Source organism: Brachybacterium sp. GPGPB12 (assembly GCF_038396325.1).
Taxonomy (GTDB): domain Bacteria; phylum Actinomycetota; class Actinomycetes; order Actinomycetales; family Dermabacteraceae; genus Brachybacterium; species Brachybacterium conglomeratum.
This window is the reverse complement of record NZ_CP149573.1, coordinates 888770-900587: the sequence shown is the minus strand read 5'-3', so window position 1 is coordinate 900587 and position 11818 is coordinate 888770. Positions and strand designations below refer to the sequence as shown.

14 protein-coding genes are annotated in these 11818 nt (G+C 65.8%); 12 read left to right on the top strand and 2 right to left on the bottom strand.

The window, feature by feature from the left end:
• The first annotated feature begins 44 nt into the window (after positions 1-44).
• The 11 genes from WKH84_RS04995 (at position 45) to WKH84_RS04945 (ending at position 10601) form a co-directional block, all read left to right on the top strand.
• Positions 45-1184 (top strand): DegT/DnrJ/EryC1/StrS aminotransferase family protein, encoded by a 1140-nt coding sequence (locus tag WKH84_RS04995; protein ID WP_341855841.1) that lies wholly within the window; start codon positions 45-47, stop codon positions 1182-1184.
• Complete coding sequence (locus WKH84_RS04990) at positions 1181-1876, top strand: NTP transferase domain-containing protein (protein ID WP_341855840.1); 696 nt, start codon at positions 1181-1183, stop codon at positions 1874-1876. The genes WKH84_RS04995 and WKH84_RS04990 overlap by 4 nt, the downstream gene beginning before the upstream one ends.
• Before the next feature lie 29 nt (positions 1877-1905).
• Positions 1906-2847 (top strand): hypothetical protein, encoded by a 942-nt coding sequence (locus WKH84_RS04985; protein ID WP_341855839.1) that lies wholly within the window; start codon positions 1906-1908, stop codon positions 2845-2847.
• Between the two features lie 49 nt (positions 2848-2896).
• Positions 2897-3889 carry a Gfo/Idh/MocA family oxidoreductase gene (locus WKH84_RS04980; RefSeq protein WP_341855838.1) on the top strand — a complete coding sequence of 331 codons (993 nt, stop codon included), beginning with the start codon at positions 2897-2899 and terminating at the stop codon, positions 3887-3889.
• The gene (locus tag WKH84_RS04975; RefSeq protein WP_341855837.1) at positions 3886-4503 is read left to right on the top strand and encodes an SIS domain-containing protein; all 618 of its coding nucleotides are present in this window, start codon (positions 3886-3888) and stop codon (positions 4501-4503) included. The genes WKH84_RS04980 and WKH84_RS04975 overlap by 4 nt, the downstream gene beginning before the upstream one ends.
• Positions 4500-5459: an NAD-dependent epimerase/dehydratase family protein gene (locus WKH84_RS04970; protein ID WP_341855836.1), complete on the top strand. Its 960-nt coding sequence runs from the start codon at positions 4500-4502 to the stop codon at positions 5457-5459. The genes WKH84_RS04975 and WKH84_RS04970 overlap by 4 nt, the downstream gene beginning before the upstream one ends.
• A gap of 189 nt (positions 5460-5648) precedes the next feature.
• On the top strand, positions 5649-6731 hold the full coding sequence (locus WKH84_RS04965; protein ID WP_341855835.1) for a UDP binding domain-containing protein: 1083 nt from the start codon (positions 5649-5651) through the stop codon (positions 6729-6731).
• Positions 6732-6755: 24 nt separating this feature from the next.
• Entirely contained in the window at positions 6756-7304 is a 549-nt protein-coding gene (locus WKH84_RS04960) for an HAD-IIIA family hydrolase (protein WP_341855834.1), read from the top strand.
• Positions 7301-8221, top strand: a complete 921-nt coding sequence (locus WKH84_RS04955) for a hypothetical protein (RefSeq protein WP_341855833.1) — start codon at positions 7301-7303, stop codon at positions 8219-8221. The genes WKH84_RS04960 and WKH84_RS04955 overlap by 4 nt, the downstream gene beginning before the upstream one ends.
• Positions 8222-8234: 13 nt before the next feature.
• Positions 8235-9500, top strand: a complete 1266-nt coding sequence (locus WKH84_RS04950; RefSeq protein WP_341855832.1) for a hypothetical protein — start codon at positions 8235-8237, stop codon at positions 9498-9500.
• Positions 9501-9578: 78 nt separating this feature from the next.
• Complete coding sequence (locus WKH84_RS04945; RefSeq protein ID WP_341855831.1) at positions 9579-10601, top strand: Gfo/Idh/MocA family oxidoreductase; 1023 nt, start codon at positions 9579-9581, stop codon at positions 10599-10601.
• Between the two features lie 350 nt (positions 10602-10951).
• On the opposite strand, the gene WKH84_RS04940 is transcribed toward WKH84_RS04945, so the two are convergent.
• Positions 10952-11200 (bottom strand): hypothetical protein, encoded by a 249-nt coding sequence (locus WKH84_RS04940; protein WP_341855830.1) that lies wholly within the window; start codon positions 11198-11200, stop codon positions 10952-10954.
• A gap of 244 nt (positions 11201-11444) precedes the next feature.
• Between WKH84_RS04940 and WKH84_RS04935 the strand changes: the two genes are divergently transcribed.
• The gene (locus tag WKH84_RS04935; RefSeq protein WP_341855829.1) at positions 11445-11597 is read left to right on the top strand and encodes a hypothetical protein; all 153 of its coding nucleotides are present in this window, start codon (positions 11445-11447) and stop codon (positions 11595-11597) included.
• Here the strand turns inward: WKH84_RS04935 and WKH84_RS04930 are convergent.
• On the bottom strand, positions 11585-11794 hold the full coding sequence (locus WKH84_RS04930) for a hypothetical protein (RefSeq protein WP_341855828.1): 210 nt from the start codon (positions 11792-11794) through the stop codon (positions 11585-11587). The genes WKH84_RS04935 and WKH84_RS04930 overlap by 13 nt on opposite strands.
• Positions 11795-11818: the final 24 nt, after the last annotated feature.

Sequence of the window (11818 nt, the reverse complement as noted above, 5' to 3'; positions counted from 1 at the left end):
GCGGGATGGTCGCGCAAGAAGTGGGCAATGCTATTGAGCCTCTCGTGGTGCCGTTCGCAGCGCCGTACCTCGAGCGCGAGGAACAGCAGGCGGTGCTGTCCGTAGTCGAGGGCGGGTGGATCGGGACCGGTGATGTCGCGCGCGACACTGAGTCCAGGTTCGCGACGTACTTGAAGGTCCCGCACGCGCTGTTACTGAGCTCCGGCACGGTCGCCTTGCACTTGGCACTGTTAGGACTGGGCGTCGGTACGGGCGACGAGGTCGTGGTCCCGACCATAACCTTCACGGCGACAGCGACCACGGTCGTGCACGCCGGGGCCCGTCCGGTGCTGGTTGACGTTGAGCCTGACACGCTGAACATCGACCTCGAGTCGGCGCGTCGGGCCCTCACGCCGCGCACCAAGGCCCTCGTTCTCGTACATATGGCTGGCAGGATGGCCGATGTACGCGCCGCCAGGAGGTTCTGCGATGAGCACGGCTTGCGTCTCATAGAGGACTCCGCGCACGCGCTCCCGGCAGAGCGGGACGGCATTACCCCAGGAGCGCTGTCGGACGCCGCGGCTTTCTCGTTCTTCGCCACCAAGCCGCTAACCAGCGCGGAGGGTGGTCTGCTTGTCACACCTCACGCGGACGTTGAGCAGAGGTGCCGCGTGCTGAGCGGACACGGCATCGACCGAAGCGCGCACGACCGGCACCGTTTCGGCCGCTCGCCCCACTACGACGTAATCGCCGCCGGGTTCAAGTACAACCTTCCAGATATCCTCGCGGCGGTATTGCGGTGCCAGTTGGCGCGTGCTGACGCGTTACACGCGCGGCGCGCTCGCATCGCCCGCATCTATCTTGAAGAGCTGGACGGCGTCCCGGGGTTGGACTTGCCGCCCGCCGACACTCGCACCAACAGGTCGTCCTGGTACCTATTCATCGTCCGGGTCCCGGCGCACCTCAAGCGTGACGAGTTGGCCACCCGGCTAGCGGCCGACGGTGTGGGCACTAGCGTGCACCTGCGCCCGCTCCATCAGTTCAGCTATTACGCCGATCACTACCCCACCGATCCGGCCCATGTTCGAGTGGCCGACGAGGTGTACCCCCGGCTGCTCTCTCTTCCAATCTTCCCAGCGATGACAGACGAGCAGGTCGCGCACGTTGCGAGCACTGTCCGCAGGCACGCGATGGCGCGGTCATGAGGCAGGTCGTCGTGCTGTGTGGGGGCGCTGGGACCCGGTCGCGCCAGGTCACCAGCGGATCACAGAAGTGCATGGTCGAGGTTGCCGGGGCACCATTTCTCGCCCATGTGCTCGACGTGGTCGACCAATGGAAGCCGGACGAGGTGTTGTTGCTGGTGGGCCACCACGCCGAACAGGTGGTCGCGTTCGCAACGTCGTCCGAGCGGCCGTACCGAGTAAAGTATCGGCGCGAAGCTTCACCAGCAGGGACAGTGGGCGCTCTACGCGCTGCAAGAGACCTGCTTACCTCGGAGTTTCTGCTCGTCCTAGGCGACGTCCTGCCCCCGCAAGTCGACAGTATCTGGGAGCGACTGGCACAGGTGGCACAGCGCACCAGCGCCGCGGCGGTCATGACGACGGCCGCCGCGTCGCAATCGATGGACCAGGGGAATATCGAAGTGGACGCTGACTTGGTTGTGTCCTACGACAAGTCTTCGCCGTTGCCGCTAATCGACCGCGGGACGCGGTACCTGCAGGCAGACGCACTCGACACGTTCAGTGGGGACGATGACGAGACATTTTTCGGATCGATGGTGCCGACGCGAGCGCTTGCCCATGTATTTGTCGAAGGGCCGGTGCTCGATGTCGGCACGCCGGGGAGGCGCGCAGCGAGTTCGGTCCACGCTGGAAGGGTTACACCGTGCCTGACGTAATAGTGTCGGCCGCCCCGATGCGCCTTCCAGTGGCCGGCGGCGGCACCGATCTACCGGAGTTCTACCAGTGGAGCCAGACACGGGTGCTGGCCGTGGCGATCGACCGTGAGGTCGTCGTGTCCGTCGCGAGCGATCCCGACGCCGCGCGCGCCGCGGTCCCGCCGCGACCCGGTTGGTACCGAGTCGAACACGCCGCCGATTCCGCCGACCTCTACGTCGGCGCCGCGACCGCCTGCCTAGCAACCACGGAAGCCGTTCACGTCGTTGTAACCTCACCGGTAGCACCCGGCTCGGGTCTAGGCGGGTCGGGCGCCTACCTGGTCGCACTCGTCGATGCGCTCGCACGCCGTGTCGGTCGGGTCTTGCCGAAGCCGGAGATCGCCGAAATCGCATTCACCATCGAGCGCGACCGGTTGGGTCGCACGGTCGGTAAACAGGACTGCTGGGTGTCTGCAATCGGTGGCGCGGTGCGGCTCGACATCAACACCGAAGGGCATGTGATCCATCACACCCGTGATGACTTGCTGCGGGCCGCGACGCGACTCCTCAAGGACTCCCGACTGATCCTGTTCGGCCTGCCCGAAACCCGCGACGCCGCGACGGTCCTCGCCTCGTCCGGATTAGTCAACTCCGCGGTCGTGGACACGGCGCTTCGGCTCGCGAACGAGAACGAGCGAGCTTTCCTCGGCGAGGACATCAATCAGATCGGCGCGGTCTTGCGTCGACACTGGGATGAGAAGGTGAGGCGAAACCCTGCGGCGGACCATCCAGTGTGCCGTCGCCTGACAGCTTGTGCTGACTCGATGGGTGTGCTGGGGTTCAAGGTCGTTGGAGCTGGCGGAGGCGGGCACTTGCTGGTGGCGGCAGTTCCTGGTCGGGCGCAGGAAATTCGGGCGTTGATGGCCACGTGGGGACTGCGGCACATACGGGTACGACCAGTTGCGACTGGTCTGCGCAGGTCGTTTCGGTAGGAGGCCGCGCCGACGATCTCATGATCACGAGAGGAAGTATGAGGATGACGTGCGGGTAGGTATTGTGGGGGCCGGACTGCAGGCCAACCGACGGCTGGCGGCGCTGGCGCCGGAGGATCGGCTGATCGCGCTTTACTCCCAGCGAGATAGGCGCGCCGAAGCAATAATTGAGAGATTCGGGGGCGAAGCGGTCGACAGTTGGCAGGACCTCGTGGCGCGCGAGGACCTAGACGCCGTGATCGTTGCCTCGCCGCCTAGGTCACATCGCGAGATCGTCCTCGCGGCACTGGAGGCCGGAAAGCACGTGTTGTGCGAGAAGCCGCTCGCCGCGTCCAGTGAGGACGCAACGGTGATGTCCGAGGTCGCGACCCGGCGGGGCCGGATCCTGATTTGCGGGTTCAACCATCGGTTCCACCCGGCCATTGCGGCCGCGCGAGAGCTACTCGAGACTGGAGCCCACGGTAGAGTTCTAGCGCTGGACGCCGCCTATGGACACGGACTGCGGGACGGGTATGCACAGGAGTGGCGGTCCGACCCAGCGCAGGTATCCGGAGGGCGACTGATGGAGCAGGGCATCCACCTAGTGGATTTAGTCGAGCACCTGGTGTCGCCCGTCGACGCCGTGGTTGCCCGACTGGGACACCACTTCGCCCTGCCGGGCAACCTGGAGGATGACGCGCACCTGTTGCTCGCCCTGCGGTCGGGGGTGACCGCTACTGTGCGAAGCAGTCTCGCCTTCTGGCGCAACCGGTTCGCGCTCGAGGTTACGTGCGAGCGGGCGACCATCCGGGTCGTGGGCCTCGGTGGTTCGTACGGGGTGGAGACATTGGTGGTCGAACCCCGTACCGACGGCCCGTTCCGACAGGAGATCACCGAGTTTCGCGGCATGGACCGCTCCTGGGATCGTGAGTGGGAGTATTTCCGGGAGGCGACGGCGAGACCGCGGCTCCAGGAGAGCGACGCTGGACGGCGAGCTCTCGCCGTCGTAGAGGCCGCCTACCGGTCAGCGAAAAACCAACGATGGGAGCAGGTTTCACCATGAATACAGCAGACGACATAGCGATGTTGTGGAGGAATTCCTCCGACGCGCTCAACCGAATTAGCGGTCGAGGCATCCTGAGTGCCGCCGAAGTTTTGCACCAGGTCCGGGTGCAAAACGGCGTCGTTCTCGTTGCCGGCAATGGCGGTTCCAGCTCGACCGCGGCGCACTTCGCGGCGGACCTTACAAAGTTCACTCGTCGGATTGGGTTCCCCCACCTGCGCACCGTGGCCCTCACGAACGACATCAGTTGTCTCACTGCATGGACGAACGATGATGACCCCGCGCTGGCATTGGCGCACCTCGCCGAGCCATGGCTACAGGGTGAGCACCTGGTCGGCACGAACGCCGTGGTGCTCTTCTCCGTGCACGGCGGCTCGCGGGAGGGTCTGGTATCGAACAACCTAGTCGAGCTCGCGAGCCTCGCAAGGTCGCATGGTGCTTCGGTTATCGCCGTCACCGGCTTCGACGGGGGTGCACTGGGCGACCTCGCCGACGTGCACGTAAACGTGGAGATGGACGTGGAACCATACGCAACACCGGGGGTGGAGTCGCTGCACCTACTGATCGCGCACGCCATCTGCCTTGCGATGCGCACGACGGGAGAAGATCTGTGAACGGACGAACGCTGGTCACCGGCGGTGCCGGCTTCATTGGAAGCCATGTCGTTGACGCACTCGTCGCCGATGGGCGCACGCCAGTGGTGGTCGACAACCTCTCCAACAGCACGATGCGATGGATCGCACCGCACGTGGAGGCCGGGACGTGCCTATTCGAGCAGATCGATATTCTCGACACCCAGGCTCTTCGGCGCGTAATCGACATCAACGAAGTCGACGACGTCGTGCACCTCGCCGCGAGCGTTGACATGCGGGTGGGCCTTGTCGACAACTGGGTTGACGTAGAGCAGTCCATCCTTGGAACTCGCTCCGTGCTGGAGGCGATGCGTGCCACCGGCCGCACGAGAATCGCGTTCTCGTCCTCGTCCACGGTCTATGGCGAGCCCTCGCGGCGGCCGACGTCGGAATCTTATGGACCTCTGTCGCCCATCTCCGTGTACGGCGCTTCCAAGCTGGCGGCCGAGGCATTGATTTCTTCATACAACCATTTGTACGGCATAGAGGGGACTATCCTGCGCTTTGGCAACGTCGTGGGCGGCCGTCTCAACCACGGGGTCGTGTACGACTTCTTGCATAAGGCGCGTGAGGACCCCACGAGACTTGAAGTGCTCGGCGACGGACGTCAGCGCAAGAATTACTTCCTCGCTGAGGATTGCGCTCGGGCCCTCCTGACGTTTCCTGCTTACGCCGCTGGAGACGTTCTGGTCGCAAATCTCGGAGCGGAAGACACCGTCAGCGTGTCCGAGATCGCGCAGATGGTCGCCAAGGAGCTTGGGGTCGATCCCCTGATTGAGTTCGGCGATACGAGCCGCGGCTGGCCGGGAGACGTCCCGGTGGTCGAGTTCGACCTCTCGCTGGCCCACGGGCTCGGATGGCACGCATCCGTGACGTCGCTCGACGCGCTGGTGACGTGCGTGCGTCGTCTCCTGCAGGAGCACAGAACCAATGGATGAGGTCGTTGTCGTAGGAGACTGGCACCTCGCGTCGGTCACGTCAGCGGGGCCGCTCAAACTTGGCTACTCCGTTCGGGGCTGGGACCATGATGAGAGCGCGCGCGGAGTCCTCGAGGCACGTGGCGGCACGGCCGGTGAACCGGGCGTGGCCGAGGTTATCGCGGCCGCGCCGCCGACGGTCGCTACGTCGTGCTGGCCGATGAGGCTGACCTGGACCGAGCTCTGGGGAGCGCAGTGCTCGTTGCGGTGGCCTACGACTCGCGTACGACCGTCAACGGGGAGACCGACGACTCGCGCTCCGAGGATGCGGTCCGCGCGCTATTGGCGCGCGGAGTCAGCGGACCGGCAATATTGCTCAGTAGCCAAGTTCGGGCAGGCACCTGCGAGCGGCTTCTGCGCTCGAGCGGCCTGCCGGCGGACAGCCGGGCCCTGGTCCACGTGCCCGAGAACCTGCGGCTCGGGTCGGCACTCGAGGACTTCCTGCACCCCGAGCGCCTGGTTGTGGGCTGCAACGCTCCGGACCTCCCACCCGTGGTCGCTGAGTTGGTTGCCCAGTGGAACGCACGAGATACCCGGCGGGTCCGGCTCGTGGAAGCCGAACTGGTCAAGCACGGCACGAACGTCTTCCTGTCCATGTGCATCGTTTTCGCTAATGATCTCGGGTGGATCGCTCGCGAACTCGGAGCGGACCCGGTTGCCGTGATGGAAGCAGTCCGGGCAGACTCAAGAGTGAGCCCAAAGGCCCCGCTACGTCCCGGACAGGCATATGCTGGCGCGACGCCGCAGCGCGATGTCCGAGCGCTGTGGGAGGCGGGTGAGATGTTCGGCCGCGATACCCTATTTGCTGCGGTCAGCCGCTCGAATGCCAGCCACGCGCTCGCACCGGTGGCTCTCCTAGACCGGATTCTCGATGGTCTGTATCAGCGGCGCGTGTGCCTGCTGGGGCTGACCTACAAGCCGGGAATCACGACGCTTCGAGACTCGCCCGCCCTGCGGCTAGCCAAAGAGCTCACTGCGTTCGGCTGTACGGTGACGGCGCACGACCCGCACGCGGAACAGATCGCGCTCGATGCGGTCGACCGCCGCTGCACGGTGTCATCCGCAGCGACCGACGCTGACTGTGTTGTGCTGGTGACTGCCCACGAGGAGTACCTGTCGCTGGACTTGGGCTCACTGTCGGTCCGCCGGACGAACCTGCTTGACCTGTGCGCGGCCGCCCCAAGTCTGAGCGGGCGCGATGGATGGCGGCTGCATGACATGTGGGGAAACTGAGGCGGGATGTTAGACCGATGGGCGGTGTTCTTTGACCGCGATGGCACCTTAAACGCGCACGTAGTGCGTGACGACCGCCGGAGTTCGCCATGGCGAGTCGACGAGTTCACACTTGTGCCGGACGCCGTCGTGGCGGCGGCGGCCCTGCGTGCCGCTGGGGCGCGCTTGTTCGTCGTGACGAATCAGCCCGACGTACATCGCGGCCTACTCGACCCTTGCGACCTGGACAGCATGCACCGCCAACTGCGTGAGATACTCGTCCTCGACCACGTCTACGTCTGCCCGCACGTTGCGGCGTTGCGTTGCGGGTGCCGCAAGCCGGCTGGCGCCCTATTCCGGCGTGCGGTCGAGGAGTTCGAGATCGACTTGAGTCGCTCTTGGATGTTCGGAGATCGGGCCACTGATGCCCAGGCGGCGCTGTCTGCCGGACTGCGCGCCGTGGTCATCACGCCTGTGCAGCGGGCCGCCGAGAGCACCGCGCCGGACCTATTCTATGCTACTAGCCTGACGAGCGGCGTCCGCGAAGTTTTGCGCGCCCGAGATGACCGACACACGATTAGGAGTACGGAATGAAGCTGGGAACCGTCATCGACACGCAGGAGATCAAGCAGATGGCCGGCGGCGATGTGACCGCAGAGGCACTCGACAGGGGGTGGATTCACGAGTTTGCCGAAGGGCAGTACGTCTATGGCGCTCCGTGGGTCAGGCTCCTGCGCAAGCTCCAGAGCGCGGTGCTCGACCGTGCCGCCGAACTCGGATTTGAGGAGTGGCTGTTTCCGCGGCTGATCCCGCGCGAGGCCCTCGACAGCTTCCGCCTTAGCCAGTACGCACCGGAGTCGCTCGTTCCCGCCGGCGTTGACGCCGATCAAGTGCTTGACCCTGTCCAGTGCATCAGCCTCTACCAGATGCTCCGGGGCCGTGAGCTCGACGTCTCCACGACCCCAATCCGTATCGTCGAGACCCTCGGCGGGTGGACCTGGCGCAACGAGCTGTCACGCCACCTGGACGGCCCCATTAAGGCGCGGGAATTCATGCGGGTCGAGCACGTGTTTCTGGGCAGTCGGGACGACGTACGGCGCATCCGCCGCGAGGTACGTGAGGGCCTGACCGGGCCGCTGAGTAGCTGGGATCTTGCCTGGCAGGTCGTCGTCGCTGAGGGTTGCATGGAGATTCCGTCGCTGGTTCAGATGCAGGACGACGCCCAGACACCCGACGAGGTTCCGGTTCAGGACATCGAGGTGCCGCTTAGTAGTCTGCGCGCAGATCGGTTCAGGCCCGAGTGGGCCAATCACTTCGATGACCGCTTCGACCTGCGCGAGATCTCCGGATGCTCCGCCGAGGGCGACCACATGACCCAGAGTTTCGGGATCAGCAGTTCGGATGGCGAGGAACTGTGGAGCGGCCGCTGCGGCATCGGGATGAATCGGCTTGTGGTCGCCTACCTCTACCGCCACGGCTTCGACGACGCCCTGTCCAGCCTGAATGGCTGACCACCGGGTCGCGGTGCTCCTGGTCACGAATGAGGGGTTCTACCGCGTAGACGGTGGCGTAGCACGCTACGTCCGCAACATCCTGGACGCACGAGCTATTTCCCAGGAGGTTGCCTCCGCGCACGGCGTCGAACTGACCTGGCATGTAGCCGAGAGGGCGTTAGGAGGACGTGTTGATGACGCCGCGCTAGAGCAGGCGATGGAGCAATACGTCCGACCGGGGCACGTAGAGTTCCATCCGCTTGTCGACCCCCGCCGCTCCAGCTCGGAGTCGGACCATCTGGAACACTTCGTCGCTCTCGGCGCCGCCGTGGGGCGACTAGTGGCACATCTCGCCCAGTCGGTTGACTCCGTCTTGGTGATCGGCGGGATGAGCATGTTCGCGATGGCGCCTCGGTTCGTGCTGAGAGCCGCAGACCAGTTGGGCTTGCGCGTCAGTTACGTGCACATGACGCACAATCCGGCCATAAGCGCGCACGGCGGGGCAGACCGGCCCGAGGCATACAGCGACGCCGTGATGGGTCACTTAGCCCGTTCTGACGAACGCGTGAACGTCGGCTGGGAGTCCGCGTGGATGCGTCGGCAATACGCGAGCGTCTACGGCATCGACGAGGACGACATGCTCTTCGCTCGGGCCGGGGTGCCGACCAGCGACGCGAAGTTCCGGCGCCAGCCCGACTCGACTGTGCGTCATACGCTACGCACCCTCGGCGTACCACTCGATCGGCCCCTGGCGCTCAGCTGGGGTCGCGCGGGGGCAGGGAAGGGTTTCTCGCTACTTGTCAAGGCATGTCGGTTGATTGATGACAGGGTTGTGCCCGTGGTACTGAATCCGGTGCCCAACCCATCGTTGGCGCATACTGTGGCCGAGCTCGAGTCGTCCGCGGTGCTACTGGACGGCCAGGACGATGACGTGATCTCAGCGCTGTGTCAATGGGAGGGTACGCTCACGGCGACATTCTTGTCCTGGGGAGAGGCCGCTTCGGTAACCCCGGTCGAGGCCGCGCTAATGAGCGACGGCGGGGGGTCAGTTGTGTCAGCCGTCCCGACTGGCGTGTACAGGGAGCTGGTGGTGCCCGGACGCAACGGCGTCCTTGCGGAGGATCGCAGCGTCGAGAGTGTCGCCCGGATGATTGACGAACTCACCCGAATGCCCCTTCAGGAGCGGATCCTGCTGGGCACCGCCGCCGCCGAAGATGCCCGACGCCACCACGACTTCGCTACGAACTGGCGTACCACCCTGGACGAGGCGCTCAGGCGAAGACCTGCACGTCATTAGCCGGTCGGTAGCCCAGCGTCGCGCCTCGCAGCGCCAGCGGTTCCTCTACGCACCCGGGCCAGGCCGGGAGGCCGGTCGATGATCACACGGTTCCGGGTCGCGGTTGTCGGCGCCGGGCCGCGCGGCCACGCGCTTGTGAGGGCGCTGGTGGGGCACCCCGACGCTCAGCTCGTCGGAGTCTGCGACCGCAAGCTCGCGAGGGCCCGCCGGTCGGTAGACGGCCTCTTCAGGGTCGACGCCTTCGACGACGTTGCGACATTGCTTCGAGCCTGTCGACCCGAGGTGGTCGTCGTCGCCACACCGCCATCGTTCCAGGCGGACATTGCAGTGACGGCCCTCAACGCCGGTCGCCACGTGCTGGTCGAGTGCCCTATGGTTACCGATGCAGCGCAAGCCGACGCGGTCCGCTCGGCCGCCGAGCGCGGCGGTCGGCACGCCGCCCTCGCCGAATCTTTCTGTTACTTCCCCGCAGTGCTGGCGATGCGCCGGGAGCTGTCCGTCCTACGCGGCGGCGTGCTGGGTGGCGAGGGTTGGTACCTGGAGATGGACTCCTCCGCTCCAGCCGCTCGGTGGAGGGAGGATCTGGAAATGTCGAGGTACCTAACCCACGGCCTCGGGCCGCTCCTGCACCTGACGGACGATCGGGCGACTGTCGTCACCGGCATAGAGCCCCTTAACCGGCGCGGCAGACGGGACGGGCCTCTACAGCCGGTAGCGCTTGTTCAGACCGCCGCCGGCGCTGTTCACTACGTAGCGAGCAGCGGCCTGGCGCCCCGCCCGGTGACCCGGTGGAACCTTACAGGAGAGTGGTGGTCCCTTGAGTCGGATCCGGCAGGTGCCTACCAGGGCGACATACGGGTGTACCGGCACGATAGCGGGAAATGGACGACGGTCCCCACCCGCCCGGCCGAACTGTACGGAGATTTGTGGGGCCTGGGCCGCGAGCCCGAAAGGCTTATGCTTAGGCGCTTCTTGGCGGCCGTGGCGGGCGGCCTGCCGGACCTGTCGCTCGAGGCGTCGCTCAACATCGCCCTTGCGGGCGCCGCCGCCGCCGAGTCGGCCCGTGCGGGCGGGCGGCCCGTCCCCGTCCCGGCGACGTGAGAATGTCTGACGGGCAGGATAGTGCCCGCGCGGGCTGGGGGCAGGTTCCCCGCGAACTTGCGAGGCGGTGGCAACCAGGACCGTGGGGGCTCGGCACCTGGCTCTTCGGCTGGGACACCTCGGCCGAGGAAGCGGAGCGACTGATGGGCGCGGCACTCGACCACGGCATCACCTACTTCGACACCGCCAATAACTATGGCCGCGGCCGGTCTGAGCAAATCGTCGGCGCCTTCCTCGCACCTGTTCGCGACGAGGTCGTGATCAGTACCAAGGTGTACGCACCGTTCGGGCCCCGGCCTGCCGACCGGGGCCTGTCAGCGGATGCGGTCCGACGCGCGACTGAGATCTCGCTACGTCGGCTGGGCACCGACCGTATCGATCTGTCGCTGTTGCATCGTCCCGATCCAGACGTCCCAGCCGAGGAGACCGCGGGTGCGTTGGCAGAGCTTGTCACTGAGGGCAAGGTTCTGCGGATTGGTACGAGCACGTTCCGCAACCACCAGCTCGATGCGCTCCAGCAGGCACTTGCGGCCGTTGGAGCGCCTCCGGCCGTGTGTGACCAGGCTCCGTATAGCATGCTTGAGCGAGCTGTCGAACACGTCGCGGCCGCTGCTCTGGACCGCTGGGATATGGGGGTGGTCGCGTGGAGCCCCCTAGCCGAGGGATTGCTCACCGGAAAGTATGCGGATCCATCGCCGTCAGGAAGGCTACTGCGCTGGTCCGTTGATGACGAGCCCCGCTTCCGCGCAGGCCTCGAGCGAGCGCACGCTCTCCGCTCGCTCGCCGACGAGCTCGGCACTGGGCTGACACAGTTGGCGCTGGCGTGGGCTGCGTGCCCGGCCCATGGTGGACTGCATCCTGATCGGCGCTCGCAACACCGACCAGCTCGGCGGCTACCTCGCCTCCGAAAGCGTCCAACTCGACCCGCGGGTTGAGCCATACGTCGACGATCTCGTGTCCCCCGGCGGCTCCGTGCTAAACCACTACGACACCTGACGTTGCGCCGGCGCGGTGTCGAGCTCCCACACCTCGAACGAGGGGCCCTCGCCGGGCACCTCGACGACGCCATCGGGTCTCTCTCGTAGAGGCACCTGCCCGTAGAGCAGAGCGGCGCTGGTCGCGCGATAGCCGAGCAGAACTTCGGGAGGTAGGGGTACGGGTCGGTGGGCGCGTCGGCTAGCCCGCACGAGCAAGCGCTGACTGCTGCTCTCCCGCAA